This is a genomic window from Azospirillum sp. TSH58 (genome assembly GCF_003119115.1).
Classification (GTDB): domain Bacteria; phylum Pseudomonadota; class Alphaproteobacteria; order Azospirillales; family Azospirillaceae; genus Azospirillum.
The window spans coordinates 1,518,991-1,542,761 of record NZ_CP022367.1 but is presented as its reverse complement, the minus strand read 5'-3'; the positions used below and the strand labels follow the sequence as shown (position 1 = coordinate 1,542,761).

The following is a 23,771-nucleotide window of genomic DNA, read 5'->3' as shown; positions in this document are numbered from 1 at the left end:
GAACGCACCGACACGCACATCCCCCTCACCCTGACCCTCGCCCCAGAGGGGGGAGGGAAATTTCCATGAGGGGCCATGACCGAGGTCCGTTTCTATCACCTCCAGCGGCGCACGCTCGAACAGGCGTTGCCGAAGATCCTGGAAAAGGTCCTGGAGCGCGGCTGGCGCGCCGTCGTCCTGGCCGGCTCGCCGGAGCGGGTGGACGCGCTCAATCAGCATTTGTGGACCTACGACCCCTCCTCCTTCCTGCCGCATGGCGCCGCGCGCGACGGCTTCGCCGCCGACCAGCCGGTCTGGCTGACCGCGGACGAGGAGAACCCCAACGGGGCCACCGTGCTGATCCTGGTGGACGGGGTGACCAGCGCCGCGATGGGTTCCTTCGACCTCGTCTGCGACCTGTTCGACGGCAATGACGGCGATGCCGTGCTGGCGGCGCGTGAGCGCTGGAAGATCTGCAAGGCCGCCGGACACGCCCTCACCTACTGGCAGCAAAACGACCGCGGCGGTTGGGAAAAGCGCGCCTGAAACCAACTACTGTCGTAGGATTTAAAGAATTCTTCGTTTGATACCGCTAACGCAGCGCAATATTGCATTCATTTGTCACCGCCGGCCTTGACGGGTCTCCTGTGCGCAAGGTTAATCTAAAACCCGTAAAATCCCGCGGGGTGGCGGCGCACAGGTGGAGGGCAGCATGCAAAGGTGCGTCGGACGGGCAGCGGCGGCACCGCCATGACCCGCAGCGCTCTCGACCCGACGCTCGCGCGGGACGTCAAGGATGCCGCCATCCTGATCGTCGACGATAACGCATCGAACGTCGAACTGGTGCGCGACATCCTGTCCCACGAGGGCTACACCGCCGTGCGGGGCGAAACCGACCCCCGCCGGGTTCCCGCCCTGTGCGAGGCGCAGCGCTTCGACCTTCTGCTGATCGACATCCGGATGCCGCACATGAGCGGATTCGATCTGATGGAGCGCGTCAACGCCCTGTACGGCGACGATCTCGTGCCCATCCTGGTGCTGACGGCCCACACCGACCAGGAGACACGGCGGCGCTCGCTGGAACTGGGGGCCAACGACTTCCTCACCAAGCCCTTCATCGCCTGGGAACTGCTGCACCGCGTGCGCAGCGTGCTGGAGATCCGCAAGCTCTACCAGCGCGCGGCCGAGCAGAACCGCGGGCTGGAGCGCCGCGTGTCGGAACGCACGGCCGAACTCAGCGCCGCCCTGGAGGCGGCGCGGCAGGCCGACCGGGCCAAGCTCGACTTCCTCTCGGTGACCAGCCACGAGCTGCGGACCCCACTCAACGCCATCATCGGCTTCGCCGAGGTTCTCTCCAGCGAGGCGCACGGGCCGCTCGGCCACGACGACTACATGGACTACGTCCGGCTGATCGAGGAGAGCGGCAAGGCGCTGCTCGGCATGGTCAACAACATCCTGGACTTCACCCGCGGCTCCGGCGGCATCGACCTCGCCGAGTCGACCATCGACCTGCCTGGCCTGCTGATCCACTGCATCGAACTGCTCGGCGCCAAGGCGCGGGCCAAGTCCCAGACCATCACGCTTCAGCCCGGACCGCCGGTCACCTTGCGCGCCGACCATCGCCGCCTGGGGGAGATGATCGTCCATTTGCTGGACAACGCGGTGAAGTTCGGCCATCGGGGCGGGCGGGTCACGGTGCGGATCGCCCTCCAGGGCGGGATGGTCGCCATCACCGTCGATGACGACGGCCCCGGCATCCCGCTGGAGATCGCCGATCAGGTCTTTCGCCCATTCATCCAGGGCGAGCGCTCCCTGGTGCGCCAGCATGAGGGGATCGGGCTGGGCCTGCCCATCGTCCGCCGCTTCGCCGAACTGCACGGCGGCAGCGTGGAGTTGGACAGCGCGCCGGGACGCGGCACCACCGTGACCATCCTCCTGCCCGCCGCGCGCCTGACCGCCCCGCCCATCGCCGGCCTCAGGGAATCCCGGGCCTTCTGAAAGCGTCCCCGTTCACGGACGGGTCATTCGGCAAGGCTGGGCTCCTCCAACGCTCCCGCCTCGGATTCGGCGGGGCCGCCCGGCGCGGTCTCCGGCAGGCCCAGGAACAGAGCGGCCAGCGCGATCAGGGCCATCGCCCCGGCGGTGAGGAAGGCGGCGGAATAGCCGAAACGGTCGACGATCACGCCGGTGACGAAGCCGCTGGTCGAGGCCCCCACCCCCTGCATCGTGGCGACCGCCCCGAAGGCGAGGTTGTAGCGTCCGGTGCCGCGCATCAGGTCGGCGATCACCAGCGGCGTCAGGGCGGTGAAGATGCCGGCGCCGACTCCGTCGAGAAGCTGGACGCCGATCAGCCAGGCGCTGTCGTCCGACAGGGTGTAGAGGACGGCCCGCAGGGGCAGGATGGCGAAGCCGATCAGCAGGATCGGCTTGCGGCCCAGACGGTCCGCCGTCCGCCCGACCAGGATGGCGATGGGCAGCATGACGAGCTGGGCGGCGATGATGCAGGACGACATCATGACCGTCGCCCACTCCGGGTGCGCCGCGGCCAGCTTCTGCCCGACCAGCGGCAGCAGGGGCGCGTTGGCGAAATGGAACAGCAAGGCGCAACTGCCGAAGATCAGCAGCGGCCGGCAACGGACCAGGATGCCCATGCCGGACACCTTTTCCCCGTCGCCCGGCCCTTCACCCGCCGAAGCCTCCACCCCGCGCGCCCGGCGCTGGTCGATGGCGGAGGCCGGAATCGACAGGACGGCGAGCGACGACAGGACCGCGAACACCGGCACCAGCAGAAAGACGGCCTGCTGGGAGAACAGCCAGCCGACCAGCCCGGCGAGCGCCGCCACGGCGACGTTGCCCGCGTGGTCGAAGGCGGCGTTGCGCCCCATCCGGCGGGCGAGCAGGCGCTGCGGGACGAGGCCGAGGGTCAGGGCCGCCACCGCCGGCCCGAACACGTCCCCGACCACCGCGATCAGCGTGTTCGCGATCAGGACCGGCCAGAATTGCGGGAACGCGTAGATGCACAGCGCCCCCGCGCCCAGCACGACCAGCGCCAGGACGATGGCCTCGCGCTTGCGGTGGGTGGCGTCGATGGCCGCCCCGATCGGCGTCTGCACGGCAAGCCCGAGCCAGCCGGCGAGGCTGGTCACCAGTCCGACCTCCGACTGGCTCCAATGCTGCTGGGTCACCAGGAAGACATTGAGATAAGGGCCGAGCGCCCCCCGCACGTCCGCCAACAGGAAATTCACGGCGTCCAGCGACGCCGGCCGGAAGCCGCGACCGGATCCATCCGGAACCGCCGCCTCCCGTTCCTTGCTCTCTTCAGGCAACCGCGTCTCCCTTCCAAGATTCTGGCGAAGCAATCCGCGGCCAGAAGCAAAGGTTAGGAACAGCGGGCACCGAAAAACGGCACCGTTGAACCGGCCACCCAAGGTGACCGAAGCCGGACGATCAGATCAACTCAAAGCCACGACAAATGAAGGGTTGCCAGGGCCACCCGAGACAACAACCGAAAACTGCAAGGCGAGCAATTTTCGAAGCCGCCGGCGTTATTACGTTTCCACACGCATGAGGTCGCCCAGCTTGTCGAGCAGATAGTCCAGATCCTCCGCCGCCAGATCCTCGTACTGGGTGAGGATGCGCTCGATCACCCGGCGGCGGTGGCGTTCGATGTCGTGCGCCTCGCCGTCGTAGGGGGTTTCCTTCAGCACGTCCAAGGCGATCCGGCAGGCCGGCAGCAAGGCCGGCGGCTGCTTCGCCTTGTCGTAGATGGACTTCAGGCCCAGCCGCCCGGCGTCGTGGATCAGCAGACGGGCGTTGGTGAGCGGCACGTTGGCCAGATAGGACAGGGCCGTCTCGAAGAAGGCGGCGTCGCCCATGCACAGCGCCCGCACCAGCAGCGACGGGGTCAGGCGACCGCTGCGCGACAGCTGCGCGACCAGCCGTTCCAGCGCGCCCTCGTCGCTTTCCCCGGAGAAGAGGGCGACGGTGGCGCGTTCGCGGCTCTGCAGGATCAGGTCGGCGGCGACCTTGGCCGGAAGGTCGTGGTTGGTCACCAGATGCTGCTGGAGCTTTTCCGAGACCACGGCGACCAGCCGTTCGGCGATGGTGATCGGCAGGCGGGCGCGCTGGACCAGCGGCTCCTGCACGGTTTCGCTGTCGGCGAAGCGCTCGATGACCCGGCCTAGCGTGCGCTCGCCGAGATCCGCGCTCTCGTTGGCGACCAGGACGGCCACCGCCCCTTCCGACGCCGTGTCGATCAGCGCGTCGGCGACGCTGGCCGACAGGTCCGGGCGCTGCGCGATGGCGGTGTGCTTGGCGTCCGTGCCGGTCCGCACCAGTTCGACGAGGTCGGCGTCGGTCAGCACCGTGGAGACGCTGAGCACCGGGATCGCCACGGCCTCCACGTCGCGCGCCAGCATCAGCGCGACGTCGCGCGGCAGGGCCGGGTTGGCCTTCAGGTTCTCGGCCAGCGACTGGCGCACGCGCACCACGGCGTCGCGCGCCATGAAGCGGATGATGTCCTCGGCGAGCCGGCGCTCGCTGTCCGACAAGGCGGTTGCGGAGAATTGCTTGGCGATCTTGACCGCCAGTTCGGAACGGCTGTTCGGCGACGGGTCCGACAGCAGTCTGGACACGTCGTCCTTGGTGAGTTGATCGCTCATGGGTCCCCGACCCTTTCCTGCCCTGCTTCGCTCCCGTGCCTCGGATTCGTGCATCAGCGGGAGCGAATGTATTCAGGTCATGATCGGACCAAAGCATTGAGCCTTTGTTAACGACGATTGCCGGCGACGGGCCGGTTCCGGCCGCTCCTCACCAGCCTCCGTGGCGGTGATGGTGACGGGGGCCGCCATGATGGCCGCCGCGATACCCACCATAATAGCCGCCGTAGTGGGGGCGGCCATACACGACGGGCGGCGGCCCGTAATGGCGGTACTGCGGGCGCTCATAATAGCCGTAGCCATAGGACCGGTGTCCGTAGCCATAGACGGGACCGGGAGCCCCGGCGGCAACGTAGCAGCCGGACAGCAGAAGGGCGGCGAAGGTCAGAAGGGACAGCGAGCGGAGCGTCGTCATTGGCGTTCCTGTGCCAGGGATCGCGGCCCGGCGGACGGACCGTACTGGCAGGATGAACGCTTGGGACGGGGACATTATTCCCGACGTGGCTCCGCCCCTCCCGGTCAGCGCCGTCCCCGGCGGCCCTGCTTCTTCGGAGCGCCTTCGGGAATGCCGCGGCCCTGGCGGGCGGAGCTGATGCCGATGCTGCCCGGTTGCTCCAGCCCGAGGTCCATCGCCTCCAGCCGGCGGAGTTCGTCGCGCAGGCGGGCGGCCTCCTCGAACTCCAGGTCGGCGGCGGCGGCCTTCATGCGCTTCTCGATGTCGGCCATGACCGACTTCAGGTTGTGGCCGACCAGCTCCGTCGCGTTCAGGCCGGTCTTGACGGTGACGTGGTCGCCGCGCTCGTACACGCTCTCCAGGATGTCGCCGATGGCCTTCTTCACGGATTCCGGCGTGATGCCGTGCTCCAGATTGTAGGCCCGCTGCTTCTCGCGGCGGCGCGCCGTCTCGTCGATGGCGTACTGCATGGAGGCGGTGATCTTGTCGGCGTAGAGGATCGCCCGCCCCTCAATGTTGCGCGCGGCGCGGCCGATGGTCTGGATCAGCGAGGTCTTGGAGCGCAGATAGCCCTCCTTGTCGGCGTCCAGGATGGCGACCAGCGAGCATTCGGGGATGTCCAGCCCCTCGCGCAGCAGGTTGATGCCGACCAGCACGTCGTAGGCGCCGAGCCGCAGGTCGCGGATGATCTCGATGCGCTCCAGCGTCTCCACGTCGGAGTGGATGTAGCGCACGCGCAGACCCGCCTCGTGCATGTATTCGGTCAGCGCCTCGGCCATCTTCTTGGTCAGCGTGGTGACCAGCACGCGGTTGCCCTTCGCCACCACCTCCTTGCACTCGTGGATCAGGTCGTCCACCTGCGTCTCGGTGGGACGGATGATCACCTCCGGGTCGATCAGGCCGGTCGGGCGAACCACCTGCTCGGCGAAGACGCCGCCGGTGCGCTCCATCTCCCACGGTCCGGGGGTGGCCGAGACGAACACCGTCTGCGGGCGCATGCCCTCCCACTCCTCGAACTTCAGCGGGCGGTTGTCCATGGCGCTGGGCAGGCGGAAGCCGTATTCGGACAGCGTCTCCTTGCGCATCCGGTCGCCGCGGTACATGCCGCCGATCTGCGGCACCATGACGTGGCTCTCGTCGACGATCAGCAGCGCGTCGCCCGGCAGATACTCGAACAGCGTCGGCGGCGGCTCGCCCGCCGCGCGGCCGGTCAGGTAGCGGGAATAGTTCTCGATGCCGGCGCAGGCGCCGGTGGCCGCCATCATCTCGATGTCGAAGGTCGTGCGCTGCTCCAGCCGCTGCGCCTCCAGCAGCTTTCCCTGGGCGTTGAACTCCTCCAGCCGCAGCTTCAGCTCGCGCTTGATCTGCTCGATGGCTTGGTTGAGCGTCGGCTTGGGCGTCACATAGTGGCTGTTGGGATAGATGCGCACGGCTTCCAGCGAGGCGATCTTCTCGCCGGTCAGCGGGTCGATCTCATGGATGCCCTCGATCTCGTCGCCGAACAGCGAGATGCGCCACGCGCGGTCCTCCATATGGGCGGGGAACAGTTCCACCGTGTCGCCGCGCACCCGGAACAGGCCGCGCCCGAAGGCCGCGTCGTTGCGCTTGTACTGAAGCTCGGTCAGCTTGCGCAGCAGGTCGGGCTGGGCGACCATCTGGCCCTTGCGCAGATCGACGGTCATCTCCGAATAGGTCTCGACCGATCCGATGCCGTAGATGCAGGAGACCGACGCCACGATGATGACGTCGTCCCGCTCCAGCAGCGCCCGCGTCGCCGAGTGGCGCATCCGGTCGATCTGCTCGTTGATCGAGGATTCCTTCTCGATGAAGGTATCGGTGCGCGGGACGTAGGCTTCCGGCTGGTAGTAGTCGTAGTAGGAGACGAAGTATTCCACCGCGTTGTTCGGGAAGAAGGACTTCATCTCGCCATAGAGCTGCGCCGCCAGCGTCTTGTTCGGAGCAAGCACCAGGGTGGGACGCTGGACGTGCTGGATGACGTGCGCCATGGTGAAGGTCTTGCCCGACCCCGTGACGCCGAGCAGCACCTGATCCTTCTCACCCGCGCGCAGCCCCTCGGTCAGCTCCCCGATGGCGCGCGGCTGGTCGCCGGAGGGTTTGAACTCCGACACCAGTTCGAACTTCTTGCCGGCCTCCAGCTTGGGCAGGGACTTCTGCGGGAGGGCGGTCAGGACGGGATGGGACATGCGGGGACGCTCGCGCCAGGGGTACGGAACGGGAACCGAGTATATGGCCCACCCCACCCCCGCTGTCGAGCGTGGGCTTGTCCGGAGGCTGCTCGCGCTTGCCCCTCCCTGGCCCTCCCCCGCTCTCAGCGGACCGATGGTCCGCCTGCCGCGTCAGCGCAAACCTCTGGTTTGCGCGAGAACTACGCAGGGGAGGGAAAAGAGGGAGCTCCTTACCCGCGCACCAGCGTGTCGTAGTCCTTCACCAGCGTCTCGCAGACGCGGCCCGGCGTGAAGCGGTGGTCGCCGATCTGGCCGACCGGGGTCACCTCCGCGGCGGTACCGGTCAGGAAGACCTCCTGGGTGTTCGCCAGTTCGTCGGGCTGGATGTGACGCTCGATCACCTCGATGCCGCGGGCCTTGGCGAGGTCGATCACCGTGCGGCGGGTGATGCCGTCCAGGAAGCAGTCGGGCTTCGGCGTGTGGATCTTGCCGTCCATCACCAGGAACAGGTTCGCCCCGGTCGCTTCGGCCAGATAGCCGCGGTAGTCGAGCATCAGCGCGTCCTGATAGCCCTCGGCCTCGGCCGCGTGCTTGGAGAGCGTGCAGATCATGTAGAGACCCGCCGCCTTCGACGCGGTCGGGGCGGTGTCCGGGGCCGGGCGGCGCCACGGCGCCCAGGTCAGCTTGATGCCGGCCATCTTCGCCTCGGGGCTGAAGTAGCTCGGCCACTGCCAGACGGCGATGGCGACGTGGATGCGGCTGGCCTGCGCCGCCACGCCCATCATCTCGCTGCCGCGCCACGCCACCGGGCGGACATAGGCGTCGGTGAAGCCCATCGCCTTCACCGTCTCGTTCGTCGCGGCGTCGATCTCCGCCACCGAATAGGGAAGCTCGAAGCCCAGGATGCGGGCCGAGGCGGCCAGACGCTCGCTGTGCTCGGTCAGCTTGAACACCGTGCCGTTGTAGACGCGCTCGCCTTCGAACACGCAGCTCGCATAGTGCAGGCCGTGCGACAGGACGTGCAGGTTCGCGTCGCGCCACGGCACCAGCGCGCCGTCGTACCAGATCACGCCGTCGCGGTCGTCGAAGGGAAGGATGGACATGGCGGCTCCCACCTTGGTCTTTGGCCCGTTGCTCGGGACTTGGAATGGAATTGTCGAAAGCCGCGCTTGTCTCGCGGCCTTTGTTCGTTTATGTCTGGCTTATTGACCCATTTGTAACGAATCGCACCGATCACGTCAACATGGCTGACATAAAAGCGGGCGTGAACCAGCTTTTCCTGCGCGAGGAGGAACTTCGCACGGGCATGGAGCTGCTGTTCTACGCCTATCGGGAATTCACCGCGGAGCCGGACGAGATCCTGGCGCAGATCGGCTTCGGCCGGGCGCACCACCGCGTCATCTATTTCGTCGGGCGTTACCCGAAGATCACCGTGTCGGAGCTTCTGGCGATCCTGAAGATCACCAAGCAGAGCCTGTCGCGCGTGCTGGGGGAACTGGTCCGGCAGGAATTCATCCAGCAGCAGACGGGCGTGCGGGACCGGCGGCAGCGTCTGCTGGAACTGACGGAAAAGGGCGTGGAGCTGGAGCGCCAGCTGTCCGAAACGCAGCGGCAGCGGATCGCCCGCGCCTACCGCATGGCCGGGGCTGAGGCCGTCGAAGGCTTCCGCAAGGTGATGCTGGGCATGATGGACGAGGAGGACCGGGTGAAGTTCGCGCCCCCGGTGCCGGCCCGGCTCGCCGCCGTGAAGCGGTAGGAACCGGGCCGGAAACCGGTCGTCACCCCCCGGTCAACTCACTCCTTGGCCGGGGTCGGGGCCGGCTCGGCGGCGGCGGCGGCGGGAGCCGCATCCGCCGGCGGGGTGCCGGCGGCGCCCTCCGCCCCGTCCTTGGCCGCGGCGTTCGCGGCGCCGCGGCGGCGGAAGGACGTGCGCTTGTACACCACGCTGTCCGAGGACCCCGGCGGGCACTGAACGATTTTACCCCCCTTCGCAAGAAACTCGCGGGTCATGGAGTCGAGATCATTCCGATCCGCGCTGCGGTTATCGGATGCCATGCATGCCTCCTGTGATCGTCATCGTGCCCCATGGCACCATCCGGGCGGTCCCGGCGGTCCGTGGAGCATGCGTTTCTTTTGTGAAGCGGCTGTTACAGGATTGGGGGCAACCGGCCTTTGAACGGGCGGCCCCTGAACGGGCGGCCCCGGCAAAAACCGGGGCTGAAAATCACGCCTCCTTCAGGTTGGCCGCGGCGCTCTTGCCCTTCTTGGGGTCGCGCTGGAGTTCGTAGGACAGCTTCTGGCCTTCATGAATGTTGATGCCCGACCGCTCAACGGCGGAGATGTGGACGAACACGTCGGCCGTCCCGTCATCCGGCTGGATGAAGCCGTAGCCCTTGGTGGTGTTGAACCATTTCACGGTTCCAGTAGCCATCTGGTAGTTCCTTGAACGAGGTTTCCCATGGCGCTCGTGCCACGGGTTCACATCAAATCACCGAGGGGAAGGACCAGACGCAGCGATCTGCAAGCGGACCGTAGACCCAAAGAAATTCGACTCTTTTCATGTGGGGATCGAAAGGCCGGGATGCAACCCGAGCCCTTCGGACAAAGCCCCGCGAACTTGTTTCGACTCACGACTCTTGCCTCGTTCGTCGGAGTCGGCCCTGCCCTTCGGCAGAGTTGTCCGCGGCTTGTTGCTTAGCCCATAGTTTTGGCAACCCGATTCTTTTGTCTTAGCTTTCGTGAAGGAGCGGCGGCATGCAGCGTGCCCATCTCGTGGCCGCTTTCCTGACCTTTGCCGCCTTGTGCGTCGGCGTGTCCGCCCTGTCGGTGTCGCGCGACCGCCACGCCACGCTGGAGCAGGCCCGCCGCGAATTCGCCGCGACCGCCCACCTTCTCGACGAGCACGCCAGCCGCGCCATTGAAGCGGGGGACGCCCAACTGCGCATGCTGCTGGACACGCTGGAGCGGTGGGACCGCGGCGACCCCGCCGAAGGGCGGCGCATCCAGGCGGCGATGCGCGCCCGCACCGAACGCCTGCCGCAGATCGCCGGCGTCTGGGCGCTCGACGCGCAGGGCCGGCTGCTTCTGGACAGCGCGGAACACCCGCCGCCGCCCCGCGACCTGTCGGAGCGGGACTATGCCCGTGTCCATATGGACGCCACGCAGGGACCGCCGCCGGATATCCATGTCGGCTCTCCCCTGTCCGGCCCCGGCATCAGCCAGGGGCGCTTCACCATCAGCCGCGCCCTGCGCGACGAGGAGGGCGCCCTGCGGGCGATCGCGGTGGCGGGCATCCGGAACACCTATTTCTCGCAGATGTACGGGGAGGCCGGCTGGGGCGAAGGCGCGCGTCTGGCCCTGTTCACCAGCGGCAAGGAAAAGCTGGCGGAATGGCCGCCGGACAGCGCCGTCGAGCCTCCCGGCACCGCCTGGCCCCAGCCCTGGGACCCGCCGGACGGCCCGGCGATCGTCGAAGGCTCGCAGATCACCGCCGCGCGGATGCTGACCGGCTTCCCGATCGTGGTGGTGGCGAGCCGCCCCCTGGCCGAGGTGCTGGCCCCCTGGCGGGAACGCGCCCTGTGGACCGCGGCAATCAGCGGCGGCATCCTGACCGGGGCGTTGGTGCTGTTCGTCTTCGCCCTTGCCGGCACCCGGCGGGAGGATGCGGTCCGGGCGGAGCTTCTGCGCGCCAACCAGAGCCTGGACGAGCGCGTCCGCCAGCGCACGGCCGACCTGGAGAAGGCCCTGCGCAGCGCGGAGATGGCCAGCCTCGCCAAGATGAAGGTGCTGGCGACCGTCAGCCACGACCTGCGCCAACCCCTGCAGGGTCTGGCCGCCTTCCACGAGCTGCTGCTGAAGGAGGCGCCGAACCCGACGCTCCAGCAGCTCGGCGCCATGGCCTCCGCGTCGCTCCAGGCCGGGCAGCGGCTGCTCGACGACCTGCTGACCCTGTCGCGGCTGGAGGCCGGCGTGGTGCCGGTGGAGGTCGGCGCCTTTCCGCTCGCCCCGCTGCTGGACCAGCTCGCCGCCGAACTGCGGGCGGAGGCCGAGGGCAAGGGCCTGCGGCTGACCGTGATGCCCACCAGGGCCTGGGTGCGCAGCGATCCCGCGCGGCTCCAGCCGATCCTGCGCAACCTGCTGTCCAACGCCGTCAAATACACGGCGCACGGCGGCGTGGTCGTCGGCGTGCGGCCCCGCGGCGACGGTCTGCGGGTGGAGATCTGGGACAGCGGCCAGGGCATCGCCAAGGCGGAGCTGGGCACGATCTGGGAGGAGTTCTACCAGATCGGCAACCCCGCCCGCGACGGGTCGCGCGGCGCCGGCCTCGGCCTGTCCATCGCGGAGCGCACCGCCCGCCTGCTCGGCCATCCGCTGGAGGTCCGGTCGCGGGTCGGCCGCGGCTCCGTCTTCGCGGTCACCCTGCCCCGCGCTCCCACCCCCGCCGGCCCGCCTCCGATGGCGGCTTCCTCATCGACGGACCCCGCCCCGCCGGCCCGCCCCGCCGAGGCCTCCGGGCGCCTGTCGGGACGGCGGGTCCTGGTGGTCGAGGACGATCCGCTGCAGCGCAGCTCCCTGACCCTGCTGCTGGAGCAGGCCGGAGCCGGGGTGATGGCGGCGGACAGCTTCGATTCCGCCCTCGCCGCCGCCCAGGCGACCCTCCAGGCCCCCTCGGCCATCCTCAGCGACTACCGGCTGCCCGGCGGCACCGACGGGTTGAGCGGCATCCAGACCCTTCGCGGGGTGTTGGGACGGGACATCCCGGCCATCCTGCTGACCGGGGAACTGTCCGCCGAGCTGGTGCGCGCCGCCAAGGAGGCGGGCTGCCTCGTGCTGACCAAACCCGCCGCGCCCAACCGCATCCTGTCCACCCTGGCGGAGCTGACCGCGGGCGCCGATGCCGCAGCGTGAGGCGGGGCCTGACGTGCGGCCCGATGCCCCGGCCGGCCGGCGCCGCTTCCCTTGGTGCGCGGCGCCCGGTTGCGCTACAGTCCCGCCATGACCGAAGAAGACCAGCCCCACATCCTGGTCGTCGATGACGACACCCGTCTGCGCGAACTGCTGCGCAAGTATCTCGCCGGCAACGGCTTCCTGGTCGCCACCGCGAAGGACGCCGCGGAGGCGCGGGCCAAGCTGGCCGGGCTCGCCTTCGACCTGCTGGTCCTCGACATCATGATGCCCGGCGAGAGCGGGCTGGAGCTGACCGAATCGCTGCGGCGGGAGCGCGACCTGCCGATCCTGCTGCTGACCGCGCGGGGCGAGCCGGACGACCGCATCGCCGGGCTGGAGGCCGGGGCCGACGACTACCTCGCCAAGCCCTTCAACCCGCGCGAACTGCTGCTGCGCATCAATTCGATCCTGCGCCGCCAGGCCAGCCGCCCGGCGGACCCGGCGCCGCCGCAGCCGGTGAAGCTCGGCCCGATGATCTACCTGCCCGACCGCGACGAGCTGCGGGCGGGCGAGGAGGTGGTCCGCCTGACCACGGCGGAGGCCGGGCTGCTGCGCGTGCTCGCCGCCTCCCCCGGCACCATCTTCTCGCGCGAGGAGCTGACGGAGCGCAGCAAGGTCGCCGGCAACGCCCGCACCATCGACGTGCAGGTGACCCGCCTGCGCCGCAAGATCGAACCCGACCCGCGGGAGCCGCGTTACCTCCACACGGTGCGCGGCGAGGGCTATGTGTTGAGGCCGGACCCGTAACGGGGCCGCCGGAGCACCCAGAGCACCAAGAGCACCAGGACCAGGACCATGACCACCGACACCGCCGCCGGACCGATGCCGATGCCGCGCCGCGAGCAGACGGGGCTGCTGAAGCGGTTCCTGCCCCGGACGCTGTTCGGCCGCTCGCTGCTGATCATCGTGACGCCGGTCATCCTGGCCCAGGCGGTGGCGACCTGGATCTTCTACGACCGGCATTGGGACACCATGACGAACCGGCTGGCCTTCGCGGTGGCCGGCGACATCGCCATGGTCATCGGCATGCTGGAGCACGACCCGACCCCGGAGGGGCGCAACTGGACGCTGGCCGCCACCGCGCGCAGCACCGACCTGATCGTGACGCTGGAGCCCGGCAGCACCCTGCCCGACCACCCGCCGAAGCTGCGCGGCATGCTGGAGAACACGCTCAGCAAGGCGCTGCACGAGCGGGTGCGGCGGCCCTTCGCCATCAACACCCGGATCACCCGCGAATGGTACGAGATCCGCGTGCAGATGCCGGACGGCGTGCTGTCGGTGATGTCGCCGGAACGCCGCCTGTTCAGCCCGACCAGCTACATCTTCATCCTGTGGATGGTCGGTTCGGCCCTGGTGCTGTTCACCGTCGCCATCATCTTCATGCGCAACCAGATCCGCCCCATCAAGCGGCTGGCCGCCGCGGCGGACGCGCTGGGCAAGGGGCGCGACGTGCGCAACTTCAAGCCGGAGGGGGCGACCGAGGTGCGGCAGGCCGCCGTCGCCTTCCTGCGCATGCGCGAGCGCATCCACCGCCAGATCACCCAGCGGACGGAGATGCTGGCCGGCGTCAGCCACGACCTGCGCACGCCGCTGACCCGCATGAAGCTGGCGTTGGACATGATCGGCGACGGCCCGGAGGTCGAAGAGCTTCTGACCGACGTCACCGAGATGGAGACGATGATCGAGGGCTATCTGGCCTTCGCCCGCGGCGAGGGGACGGAGGCCGTCCAGCCGACCGACCTGACCCGCATCCTGAACGAGGTGGTCTCGGGCGTCCGCCGCGAGGGGGCGGAGGTCGCCCTGGTCGCGCCGGACGGGCTGACCCTGCCGCTGCGCCCCAACGCGACGCGGCGCTGCCTCGCCAACCTGCTGTCCAACGCGCGGCGCCACGGCGACCGCATCTGGGTGCGGGCGGAGCGCGAGGACGGCTTCATCGACATCCTGGTCGACGACGACGGGCCGGGCATCCCCCAGGTCTCCCGCGACGACGTGTTCAAACCCTTCTTCCGTCTGGACAGCTCCCGCAACCAGGCGACCGGCGGCGCCGGGCTGGGGCTGACCATCGCCCGCGACGTCGCCCGCAGCCACGGCGGCGACATCACGCTCAGCGACAGCCCCTACGGCGGCCTGCGCGTGCTGATCCGCCTGCCGGTGTGAACCTCCTGGAGTCCCCGCCATGCCCGTCAGCCCCGACGAGTACCGCCTCATGGACGTGCTGCAGGGTGGGCGCTGCTTCCATTGCGGGGAGCCGGTGGGGGCCAAGGCGACCTTCGACCATCTGATTCCGCTGGCCTATGGTGGACTCGACGCCGCGCCGAACGTCGTTCTGGCGCACCGCCGCTGCAACCAGCGCAAGGCCGACCGCCTGCCGACGGCGGAGGAGATCGACCGCTTCGTCACCCAGCGCCGGCGCAGCCAATTGGGAGTCTGGCCGCCGTTGCTGGCCCTGCGCGACGCCGAGCCGGGCGACGAATGGATGACCGTCGCCCGCGCCATCGCCGGGCTGTGAGCGTCAGGCTGTGAGCGTCCGGCTGTGAGCGCCGGGCCTCCCGAGCCCTCTTGACGGCGGCCCCGCCTTCTGGCCCGATCACGGGAACGATAAACAAGGTTAATTCGGGAGCGTTCGATGGCGGATCGGTACGACGTCGTGATCGTCGGCGGTGGTGTGATGGGCTGCGCGGTCGCCTATTTCCTGGCGAGCGACCCCGGCTTCGGCGGCAGCGTCGCGGTGGTGGAGCGGGACCCGACCTACCAGCGCGCCTCCTCCGCCCTGTCGGCCAGTTCGATCCGCCAGCAGTTCTCGACACCGGCGAACATCGCCCTGTCGCAGTTCGGCCTGTCCTTCATCCGCAACGCGACGGACCATTTGTCGGTGGACGGCGATCCGGTGGACCTGGGCCTGCGCGAGCCGGGCTATCTCTATCTGGCGACCGGGGCGGGGGCGGACATCCTGCGCCGGAACAACGCCATCCAGCTTTCCTGCGGCGCCGACGTCGCCCTGCTGTCGCCGGAGGAACTGGCCGCCCGCTTCCCCTGGCTGTCGGTGGAGGGGATCGCGCTGGGCTCGCTCGGCCTGTCCGGGGAGGGCTGGTTCGACGGCTACAGCCTGATGCAGGCCTTCCGCCGCAAGGCCAAGGCGCTGGGCGTCGCCATGGTCGCGGGAGAGGTCGCGGGGGTCGACACCGCCGACGGCAAGGTCACCGCGGTGCGTCTGGCCGACGGGCAGCGGCTGTCCTGCGGGGTGGCGGTCAACGCCGCCGGGCCGCAGGCCCGCCGCGTCGCCACCATGGCCGGGGTCGACCTGCCGGTGTCGGCGCGCAAGCGCTGCGTCTTCGTGTTCGACTGCCGCGACGAGCTGCCCGGCTGCCCGCTGGTCATCGACCCCTCCGGCGTGTGGTTCCGGCCGGAGGGCAACCAGTTCATCTGCGGCGCCCCGCCGCCCGCCGACCGCGACCCGGACACCGACGACCTGACGGTGGAGCACGACCTGTTCGATGAGATGATGTGGCCGGCGCTGGCCGAGCGCGTTCCCGCCTTCGAGGCGATCAAGGTCACCAACGCCTGGGCCGGCTTCTACGAATACAACGAGATCGACCAGAACGCCGTCATCGGGCCGCATCCGGAGCTTCGCAACTTCCTGTTCTGCAACGGCTTCAGCGGCCATGGCCTGCAACAGGCGCCGGGCGCCGGGCGCGGGCTGGCGGAGCTGATCGCGACCGGCGCCTACCGCAGCCTGAACCTGTCGGCCTTCGCCTACGACCGTCTGGTGGAGAACCGTCCCCTGTTGGAGACGAATGTGATCTGATGGAACGGGCGCGAGCCCGGCCGGTTGATGGGGTGACCTTTCCGAACGGAGCAAGAGGCCCCGCCATGAAGCAGCCCCACACCGAAGAGACCGTCAAGCACACCGACGACCAGCAGAACACCGGCAACCACAAGAAGCCGGACGCCCCCGACGCCAAGGGCGCCGACCGCTTCGGCGGCACCCGCAAGGGCGCCGAGAATGTGGAGCCGACCAAGGACTGACGCTGGCGACTGACGCTGGGGACTGACGCCGGCCCGAAGGGCTTGCACCGGCGGGGGTGGACGTGCCAAACCCCCTGGCGCGTCCATCCCCACCCAGGCCGGGAGCCCATCCCATGGCTCACGCCATGTTCAAACGCTACAAGGTCCTGTTCACCCGCCCTCTGCCCGGCCTGCGTCCGGGCCGGTCCGAGCGCGACGCCATGGTGGAGCGTCTCAAGCGCTTCGCCAGCCAGAACGGCATGGCCGGCGACCTTCACGCGATCGCGCCCAACGCCGGCTTCGGCATCCTGGAAATCCAGTGCACGGACAAGCTGGCCCGCCGCCTGAGCGACCTGTCCGAGGTCGAATCCATCCTGGAGGCGTAGTCCCTGTCCGATGCCTGCGATGGCGGCCGCTGTGTTCGGCGGGCGCTTACGGCGCGCTGGTGTCGTTGGCCTTCTTCGCCTTTTCCTGCTTGGCCTTGTCGTGATGCCACTTGATGGCGAAGAACATTCCCGTTCCCAAAACGATGATCTTGAATGGGAAGAAGACCAGAGGGAACCAGTCGTACATCTTGAACATCTCCAGGCTATGACACCGTCTATCGTCAAGGAAACCTGACGACAGTCAGGTCGAGCGCGAGATTTTGTCTGCGGGCGGGGCCGCAGACGGGTGGGTGGGCGGGGCGGCAACGAAACGGGCTTCCTCGGCCTTGTAGACGTACTGGCTGGCCACCAGCCAACCCTTCAACGGCCGCAAGGGCGGCACACAGGTCAGCAACAGGAACGGCAGGGTCGTGACGAGGTGCACCCAGTAAGGGGCCTCGAACCTTACCTCGATCCAGAGCGCCAGGATGACCGTGGGAATGGAGGCGAAGCAGATGACGAAGAAGGCGGGGCCGTCGGCCGGATCGGCGTAGGAGTGGTCCAGACCACAGACCTCGCAGTGGGAGCGCAGCGCCAGGAAGCCGTTGAACAGATGCCCCCGGCCGCAGCGTGGGCAGCGACCACGCACGCCGGTGCTGAACGGGGGAAGAGGCGGCCACTCCTGTTCGGATGACATCGCGTGTTCCTTCGAGGGCAATGGCAAGCAATGCCTGCATGCAATGCGTGATCGTATGCACCATCAAGGCTGACAATGTCAATTTGAATGCATCCAATACGCCGCCGGAATTCATACAAAATGGGAGATGCGGCCGGGGACACGGCCAACAGCTGTGCGCCGGTGCAGGCCTGCCCGCGCCTTCCCAGCCGTCAGACAGGATTCGGAGTCCCTTTCCCCTCCGGGAGGGGGGATTTGGGAAGCGCAAAGCGCCTCTACCTCCCGTTCAGTTGACGGGGCATCGGCTTGCGGCGGCGGCACAACGGGCCATGTTTTGTGTTTCAAAGCACAGATGCCGTCAGGAGCGTGCCTTCATGAATCCCCGGTTGCTGGCCGAGGTGCTGGAACCCGTGCTGAACGCCGCGGAGAAGGACGACGCGGCGATGCTCGACGCCGTGAACCTGTCGGCGGAGGCGCTGGCCGCGCTCGGCGCGGTCATCCTCGACCGCGACGGGCGCCCGGCCGATGGCGTGTCCGACGAACGCGCGGTGGTCGCCGCGCTCAACACCCACGCCCACACGCTGATGCAGTGCGGGCGGCTCGACGACGTGGTCGAAGCGTTGCAACTGGCCGAACGGATCGGTCGGCTGGGCCGCCTGCCCCACCATCCGCGCATGTCCGACGGCTAGCCACCTACGGTTAGGCGGGAGGAACACCGAACCGCCCCGGTTGTTGTGCGAGCCGTGCCGCCCAACAGGGGAGACGTGTCTTGCCGACAGCGCCCAAATCGAACGCTTTTTCCGGCCCCATCGAGGGCGAGGCCCTGTCCCTGCTTCAGGACAAACTGCTTCCCGGCTTCCTGACCGGACGGCGCTGGTACGCCGCCAAGGACGCCGGCACGCCCACCGTGCGCATCGTCGATGCGCTGCCGCTTCCGCTGGCCTCCGGCTCCGCCCAGCTCTGCCTGTTGCGGGTGGAGGCGCCGGGGCGCGAGCCTCAGCTCTACCAGCTTCCCCTGGTGCTCAACCGCGACGGCAAGGCCGACACCGCCGATCCCTTCTCCATCGCCGGCGCCGAGGCGCTTCCCTGGCCGGGCAGCCTGCGCGACGGCTACGGCGACGAGGAGGTGGTGCGCGCCCTCCTCGACGGCATCCGCAAGGGCGGGGAGACCGGCGGCCTGCGTTTCGGGCAGAGCCGCGCACTCGACACCGTGAAGGGCGCGCTGGGCGGCGGCGCCCCGCTGCGCTGGACGGGGGTGGAGCAGTCCAACACCTCCATCCGCGTCGGCGACGCGGCGATCCTGAAGGGGCTGCGCAAGCTGGAATCCGGCACCCATCCGGAGTTGGAGGTCGGGCGTTTCCTGACCGAGGTCGCCAACTTCCGCAACACCCCCGCCCTGCTCGGCTGGGTGGAGCGCACGGGCGACGGCGAGGCCGCCACCCTGTGCATCCTGCAGGAGCTGGTCCCCGACGCCCGCGACGCCTGGAGCCACGTCACCGCCGCCCTGGCGGAGCGCGTCGAACGCTTCGACGACGAGACGGCGGACGACGTCGCCCTGATGACCTTCATGCGCCGGCTGGGGCGCCGCACGGCGGAAATGCACCGGGCGCTCGCCACCCCCGGCGGCGGCGACGCCTTCACGCCGGAGCCGGTGACTCCCGCCATGCTGACGGGCTGGGCGGACGGGGTGCGCACCCTCGCCCGCCGCGTCCTGGGCCAGCTGCGCGAGGCCGCCCCGCGGCTGAACGCCGACGTCGCCCCCTACGCCGCCTCCCTGGCCGACAGCGAGGCCACGGTGATGCGCCAGATCGAGACGCTGACGCCGCCGCGCGGCGACTTCCACGCCATGCGGCTGCACGGCGACTATCACCTGGGGCAGGTTCTGGCCGGCAAGGACGACCTGTTCATCGTCGATTTCGAGGGCGAGCCGATGCGCCCGCTGGCCGAACGGCGGGCCAAGCACTGCATCCTGCGCGACGTGGCGGGGATGCTGCGCTCCATCACCTACGCCGCCGCCGGGGCGCGGGCCGCCCTGCCGGACGAGTTGGACGAGACGGCGCGCGGCGCCCGCACCGCCTGGCTGAACTGGTGGGAGGGCGAGGCGGCCGCCGCCTTCGTCGCCGGCTACCGCGAGGCCATCGGCGATTGCCCGGGCTGGCCCGCCGACGCGGCCACCGCCACGCAGCTTTTGAAACTCTTCCTGCTGGAAAAGGCCCTCTACGAGATCGGCTACGAGCTGGCGAACCGGCCCGACTGGCTGGCCATCCCGCTGGCCGGGGCCATCGGCATCCTCGGCGCCGACGCCGGGCCGGAGGTGGCCGACCGCGCGTCCGGCCCGGTCGGACTGGCCGCTCCCGGCGCCACCCGCTTCGGCGAGGCGCGCGCCCACGCCATGCCCTTCGGCGCGCAGGTGCAGCCCGACGGCTCCGTCCGCTTCAGCCTGTGGGCGCCGGGCACGGAGCAGGTGTCGCTGTGGCTGGAGGACACCCACGCCCTGCTGCCCATGGTCCGGCGGCCCGACGGCTGGTTCGAATGGACCACCGCCCAGGCCCAGGCGGGCAGCCGCTACCAGTTCGAGCTTCCCGACGGTCTGCGCGTGCCCGACCCGGCCTCCCGCCACCAGCCGGAGGACGTGCACGGGCCGAGCGAGGTGATCGACCCCACCGTCTTCCGCTGGACCGACGCCGCCTGGACCGGGCGCCCCTGGCACGAGACGGTGCTGTACGAGCTGCATGTCGGCACCTTCACCGGGGAAGGCACCTTCCGCGCCGCCATCGCCAAGCTCGACCATCTCGTGGAATTGGGCGTCACCGCCATCGAGCTGCTGCCGGTGGCCGATTTCCCCGGTGCCCGCAACTGGGGCTATGACGGGGTGCTGCCCTACGCCCCGGACGCCGCCTACGGCCGCCCGGAGGATCTGAAGGCGCTGGTGGACGCCGCCCACGCCAAGGGGCTGATGGTCTTCCTCGACGTCGTCTACAACCATTTCGGGCCGGACGGGAACTACCTCCACGCCTACGCCAAGGCCTTCTTCACCGACCGGCACAAGACGCCCTGGGGCGACGCGATCAATGTGGACGGGCCGCGCAACGCCACCGTGCGCGACTATTTCATCCACAACGCGCTCTATTGGATCGAGGAGTTCCACATGGACGGGCTGCGCTTCGACGCGGTCCACGCCATCCTCGACGACAGCGACAAGCTGTTCCTGCAGGAGTTGGCGGAGCGCGTTCAGGACGCCGTGCGCTGCCGCCGCCATGTCCATCTCGTTCTGGAGAACGACGAGAACGAAGCCCATCTGCTGGAGCGCCACCCGGAGGGCGACCCGCGCTGGCACACCGCGCAGTGGAACGACGACCTGCACCATTGCCTGCATGTCTGGGCGTCCGGCGAGGACGGCGGCTATTACGCCGACTACGCCGGCGACGCGGTGAAGCTGGCCCGCGCCATGGCCGAGGGCTTCGCCTTCCAGGGGCACGCCTCCACCTACCGCGGCGGCGAGGCGCGCGGCGAGCCGTCGGCGCATCTGCCGCCCACCGCCTTCGTCACCTTCATCCAGAACCACGACCAGATCGGCAACCGCGCCTTCGGGGAGCGGATCACCCGCTTCTCGCGGCCCGAGGCGGTGCGGGCGGCGACCGCGCTCTATCTGCTGGGGCCGGGCATCCCGATGCTGTTCATGGGCGAGGAATGGGCCTCCGACCGCCCCTTCCCCTTCTTCTGCGACTTCGCCGACGAACTGGCCGAGGCGGTCCGCAACGGCCGGCGGGAGGAGTTCGCCAAGTTCCCCGAATTCCAGGACCCGGCGGTGCGCGACCGCATTCCCGACCCGACCGCGCCCGAGACCTTCCAGTCGGCCAAGCTCGATTGGGACGACCGCGACACGGGCGAGCATGGGGAATGGCTGGACTGGTACCGCCGCATCCTGGCGGTGCGCCACAAGGAGATCGCGCCGCGGCTGGAGAACGCGCCCGGCGGAGCGTCCAGCCACGAGGTGATCGACGGGCGGGGCATCCGCGTCTCCTGGCGGCTGGGCGACGGCAGCCGCCTGCACCTGCTCGCCAACCTGTCCGACGCGCCGGTGACGGGCATGGGCGAGGCCGTGGGCCGCGTGCTGTGGACCGAAGGTGACGGCCTTGATGCTGGGACCATGGCGCCGCTGTCCGTCCTGTGGACCATCGAGGAGACGACGGCGCTCGACCGGCTCGGCGAGCGGATGGGGATCGAGACGCACTACACCGGCGCGTCGGGCGAGACCATCCAGGCGTCGGAGGACACCATCCGCGCCCTGCTGTCCGCCATGGAGGTGGACGCCGACGACCCGGAACAGGCGCTTGAGGCCTTGGACCGGCGCGAGCTGGCCCGCCCCCTGCCCCCGGTGGCGGTGCTGCGCATCGACCGCCCGCCCTTCTCCGTCACCGTCACCCTGCCGGAGGGCAGCGGCGCGCTGCGCTGGACCCTGGCGCTGGAGGAGGGGGGCGACCGGAGCGGCGAGGCCGATTGCGGCGATCTGCCGCTGGTCCGCAAGGCGGGCCTGGGTGAGCAGCGCTTCGAGGTGCGGCGCCTCGACCTCGGCGCGGCCCCCGCGCCCGGCTATCACCGGCTGCGGCTCGACGTCGAGGGTCTGCGGGCGGAGCATCCCGGCCTGGAGACGACGGTCATCGCCGCTCCCGCCACCTGCCACCTGCCGGCCCCGCTCCAGATGGGCGAGCGGATCTGGGGCCTGTCGGTGCAGCTCTACGCCCTGCGCTGCGCCGGCGATTGGGGGATCGGCGATTTCGGCGACCTCGTCAACGTCGCGGAGATGGCGGCGGCCCGCGGGGCGGGCATCGTCGGGCTGAACCCGCTGCACGCCCTGTTCCTCGACCAGCCGGACCAGGCCAGCCCCTATTCCCCGGCCAGCCGCCTGTTCCTCAACCCGCTCTACATCGACGTGCTGGCGGTCCCCGAACTGATGGGCTGCGCCGAGACCCGCGACCGGATCGCGGATGAGGGCTTCCTCAGCGCGGTGCGGGCGGCGGAGGCCGCACCGCTGGTCGATTACGCCGCCGTGGCGGCGCTGAAGCTGCCGATCCTGGAACGTCTGTTCGCCCATTTCCAGGCGGAGGGCAGCAAGGAGCGGCGTCGGGCGCTCGCCGCCTTCCGGGACGAGCTGGGCGAGGGGCTGGAGCGCTTCTGCACCTTCCAGGCGCTGCGCGAGCGTTTCGCCAGGGACGGCGCGCCCGACTGGCGCCGCTGGCCGGAGGAGTATCGGGACGCCGCCTCCCCCGCCGTCCGCCGCTTCGCCGAGGAGCGGCGGGAGCGCATCGACTTCTTCGTCTGGCTGCAATGGCTGGCCGACAGCCAGTTGCAGGCGGCGGCGGAGCGGGCGCGGGAGCGCGGCATGGCCGTCGGTTTCTTCCGCGACCTCGCCGTCGGGGCGGACAGCGGCGGGGCGGAGACCTGGGCCGACCCGCATGTGGTGGTGGCCAAGGCCCATGTCGGCGCCCCGCCCGACCTGTTCAACCCGGCGGGGCAGGACTGGGGCCTGCCACCCTTCCACCCCCACGCGCTGCGCGAGGGCGGCTACGCCCGCTTCATCGAGCTTCTGCGCGCCAACATGCGCCACGCCGGGGCGCTGCGCATCGATCACGCCATGGCGCTCCAGCATGTCTACTGGATACCGGAGGGGCACCCGCCCTCCGAAGGGGCCTATGTCGCCTACCCGATGGACGACCTCCTCGGAATCCTGGCCCTGGAGAGCCAGCGCAACCGTTGCCTCGTCGTCGGCGAGGACCTGGGCACGGTGCCCGAGGGGTTCCGGGAGCGCATGGCGGAGGCGGGTGTCCTGAGTTACCGGGTGATGTTCTTCGAATGGACCGAGGACGGCGGCTTCCGCGGCCCCGACGACTACCCCTACGCGGCGCTCGCCACGGTGGGCAGCCACGACCTCGCCACCCTGCGCGGCTGGTGGGAGGGGCACGACATCACGCTGAAGGAGGAGCGCGGCCTCTACCCGGCGGAGGGCGAGGCGGAGCGCCAGCGCGACCGCCGCATGGCCGAACGCGCCCGCCTGCTGGAAGCCCTGGCCGACGCCTTCCTGCCGCTGCCCGCCAGCTTCGGCCCCGACAGCCCCTACGGCGAGGCGCTGGGCCACGCGGTGCACGCCTTCCTGGCCCGCACCGGCTCGGCCATCGCCATGGTCCAGATGGACGACCTGACCGCCGAGCTGGAGCAGGTGAACCTGCCCGGCACGGTGGACCAGTACCCCAACTGGCGCCGCAAGCTGCGCCTCGCGCTGGAGGACATGGCCGACTGCCCGCAGGCCGGCGCCATCGCCGCCATCATGGCCGCCGCCCGCCCGGCCGCGGTGGCCGATGGAAGAAAGCCTGAAAGCCCCCTCTCCCCTCCGGGGAGGGGGTTGGGGTGAGGGGGTCCCGCAACTCCCGAACGTCCGGCACACACTCACCCCCCTCACCCTCCCCTCTCCCCGGAGGGGAGAGGGAACGCCCTTCATAGGGA

21 protein-coding genes are annotated in these 23,771 nt (G+C 69.6%); 12 read left to right on the top strand and 9 right to left on the bottom strand.

What is annotated here, in order from left to right:
* The first annotated feature begins 75 nt into the window (after nucleotides 1-75).
* The gene (locus TSH58p_RS28410) at nucleotides 76-525 is read left to right on the top strand and encodes a DNA polymerase III subunit chi (RefSeq protein WP_109072488.1); all 450 of its coding nucleotides are present in this window, start codon (nucleotides 76-78) and stop codon (nucleotides 523-525) included.
* A 204-nt stretch (nucleotides 526-729) separates the two neighbouring features.
* Entirely contained in the window at nucleotides 730-1,977 is a 1,248-nt protein-coding gene (locus TSH58p_RS28405) for a hybrid sensor histidine kinase/response regulator (protein ID WP_109072489.1), read from the top strand.
* 23 nt (nucleotides 1,978-2,000) lie between these two features.
* On the opposite strand, the gene TSH58p_RS28400 is transcribed toward TSH58p_RS28405, so the two are convergent.
* The 5 genes from TSH58p_RS28400 to TSH58p_RS28380 form a co-directional block, all read right to left on the bottom strand.
* A complete protein-coding gene (locus tag TSH58p_RS28400; RefSeq protein ID WP_199230237.1) occupies nucleotides 2,001-3,305 on the bottom strand; it encodes an MFS transporter in 1,305 nt (434 codons plus the stop codon).
* Nucleotides 3,306-3,527: 222 nt separating this feature from the next.
* Nucleotides 3,528-4,640: a DUF2336 domain-containing protein gene (locus TSH58p_RS28395; RefSeq protein WP_109072490.1), complete on the bottom strand. Its 1,113-nt coding sequence runs from the start codon at nucleotides 4,638-4,640 to the stop codon at nucleotides 3,528-3,530.
* Nucleotides 4,641-4,788: 148 nt separating this feature from the next.
* A complete protein-coding gene (locus TSH58p_RS28390) occupies nucleotides 4,789-5,052 on the bottom strand; it encodes a neuropeptide-like protein 29 (protein ID WP_109072491.1) in 264 nt (87 codons plus the stop codon).
* A gap of 104 nt (nucleotides 5,053-5,156) precedes the next feature.
* Nucleotides 5,157-7,295 carry an excinuclease ABC subunit UvrB gene (gene uvrB / locus TSH58p_RS28385; RefSeq protein WP_109072492.1) on the bottom strand — a complete coding sequence of 713 codons (2,139 nt, stop codon included), beginning with the start codon at nucleotides 7,293-7,295 and terminating at the stop codon, nucleotides 5,157-5,159.
* 212 nt (nucleotides 7,296-7,507) lie between these two features.
* On the bottom strand, nucleotides 7,508-8,380 hold the full coding sequence (locus TSH58p_RS28380; protein ID WP_109072493.1) for a branched-chain amino acid aminotransferase: 873 nt from the start codon (nucleotides 8,378-8,380) through the stop codon (nucleotides 7,508-7,510).
* 140 nt (nucleotides 8,381-8,520) lie between these two features.
* Here TSH58p_RS28380 and TSH58p_RS28375 point away from each other — a divergent pair, with 140 nt between their 5' ends.
* A complete protein-coding gene (locus tag TSH58p_RS28375; RefSeq protein ID WP_035676767.1) occupies nucleotides 8,521-9,033 on the top strand; it encodes a MarR family winged helix-turn-helix transcriptional regulator in 513 nt (170 codons plus the stop codon).
* 38 nt (nucleotides 9,034-9,071) lie between these two features.
* Here the strand turns inward: TSH58p_RS28375 and TSH58p_RS33400 are convergent, their stop codons facing one another.
* Nucleotides 9,072-9,332 (bottom strand): hypothetical protein, encoded by a 261-nt coding sequence (locus TSH58p_RS33400; RefSeq protein ID WP_158282662.1) that lies wholly within the window; start codon nucleotides 9,330-9,332, stop codon nucleotides 9,072-9,074.
* A 169-nt stretch (nucleotides 9,333-9,501) separates the two neighbouring features.
* Nucleotides 9,502-9,708, bottom strand: coding sequence for a cold-shock protein (locus TSH58p_RS28365; protein WP_014197503.1), 207 nt, complete (start codon nucleotides 9,706-9,708; stop codon nucleotides 9,502-9,504).
* 323 nt (nucleotides 9,709-10,031) lie between these two features.
* Between TSH58p_RS28365 and TSH58p_RS28360 the strand changes: the two genes are divergently transcribed.
* The 7 genes from TSH58p_RS28360 to TSH58p_RS28335 all read left to right on the top strand — a co-directional run bounded on the left by TSH58p_RS28360 (nucleotide 10,032) and on the right by TSH58p_RS28335 (nucleotide 16,615).
* The gene (locus TSH58p_RS28360) at nucleotides 10,032-12,185 is read left to right on the top strand and encodes an ATP-binding protein (RefSeq protein WP_109469597.1); all 2,154 of its coding nucleotides are present in this window, start codon (nucleotides 10,032-10,034) and stop codon (nucleotides 12,183-12,185) included.
* An 87-nt stretch (nucleotides 12,186-12,272) separates the two neighbouring features.
* The gene (locus TSH58p_RS28355) at nucleotides 12,273-12,971 is read left to right on the top strand and encodes a response regulator (protein WP_109469624.1); all 699 of its coding nucleotides are present in this window, start codon (nucleotides 12,273-12,275) and stop codon (nucleotides 12,969-12,971) included.
* Nucleotides 12,972-13,019: 48 nt separating this feature from the next.
* On the top strand, nucleotides 13,020-14,381 hold the full coding sequence (locus TSH58p_RS28350) for an ATP-binding protein (RefSeq protein ID WP_109469596.1): 1,362 nt from the start codon (nucleotides 13,020-13,022) through the stop codon (nucleotides 14,379-14,381).
* A gap of 19 nt (nucleotides 14,382-14,400) precedes the next feature.
* Nucleotides 14,401-14,733 (top strand): HNH endonuclease, encoded by a 333-nt coding sequence (locus tag TSH58p_RS28345; RefSeq protein WP_109469595.1) that lies wholly within the window; start codon nucleotides 14,401-14,403, stop codon nucleotides 14,731-14,733.
* 117 nt (nucleotides 14,734-14,850) lie between these two features.
* The gene (locus TSH58p_RS28340; RefSeq protein WP_109469594.1) at nucleotides 14,851-16,029 is read left to right on the top strand and encodes an FAD-binding oxidoreductase; all 1,179 of its coding nucleotides are present in this window, start codon (nucleotides 14,851-14,853) and stop codon (nucleotides 16,027-16,029) included.
* A 65-nt stretch (nucleotides 16,030-16,094) separates the two neighbouring features.
* The gene (locus tag TSH58p_RS33740; protein ID WP_014197509.1) at nucleotides 16,095-16,250 is read left to right on the top strand and encodes a hypothetical protein; all 156 of its coding nucleotides are present in this window, start codon (nucleotides 16,095-16,097) and stop codon (nucleotides 16,248-16,250) included.
* A gap of 113 nt (nucleotides 16,251-16,363) precedes the next feature.
* Nucleotides 16,364-16,615 carry a hypothetical protein gene (locus tag TSH58p_RS28335; RefSeq protein ID WP_109469593.1) on the top strand — a complete coding sequence of 84 codons (252 nt, stop codon included), beginning with the start codon at nucleotides 16,364-16,366 and terminating at the stop codon, nucleotides 16,613-16,615.
* 46 nt (nucleotides 16,616-16,661) lie between these two features.
* Here the strand turns inward: TSH58p_RS28335 and TSH58p_RS33735 are convergent, their stop codons facing one another.
* Together TSH58p_RS33735 and TSH58p_RS28330 are read right to left on the bottom strand one after the other, a co-directional pair.
* Nucleotides 16,662-16,802: a hypothetical protein gene (locus TSH58p_RS33735; RefSeq protein ID WP_199230275.1), complete on the bottom strand. Its 141-nt coding sequence runs from the start codon at nucleotides 16,800-16,802 to the stop codon at nucleotides 16,662-16,664.
* 54 nt (nucleotides 16,803-16,856) lie between these two features.
* Nucleotides 16,857-17,291, bottom strand: a complete 435-nt coding sequence (locus tag TSH58p_RS28330) for a DUF983 domain-containing protein (protein ID WP_109469592.1) — start codon at nucleotides 17,289-17,291, stop codon at nucleotides 16,857-16,859.
* Between the two features lie 353 nt (nucleotides 17,292-17,644).
* Between TSH58p_RS28330 and TSH58p_RS28325 the strand changes: the two genes are divergently transcribed.
* Both TSH58p_RS28325 and treZ read left to right on the top strand, forming a co-directional pair.
* Nucleotides 17,645-17,959 (top strand): hypothetical protein, encoded by a 315-nt coding sequence (locus TSH58p_RS28325; protein WP_035677092.1) that lies wholly within the window; start codon nucleotides 17,645-17,647, stop codon nucleotides 17,957-17,959.
* A gap of 80 nt (nucleotides 17,960-18,039) precedes the next feature.
* Nucleotides 18,040-23,679, top strand: a complete 5,640-nt coding sequence (gene treZ, locus TSH58p_RS28320; RefSeq protein ID WP_109068841.1) for a malto-oligosyltrehalose trehalohydrolase — start codon at nucleotides 18,040-18,042, stop codon at nucleotides 23,677-23,679.
* The last annotated feature ends 92 nt before the right edge of the window (nucleotides 23,680-23,771 follow it).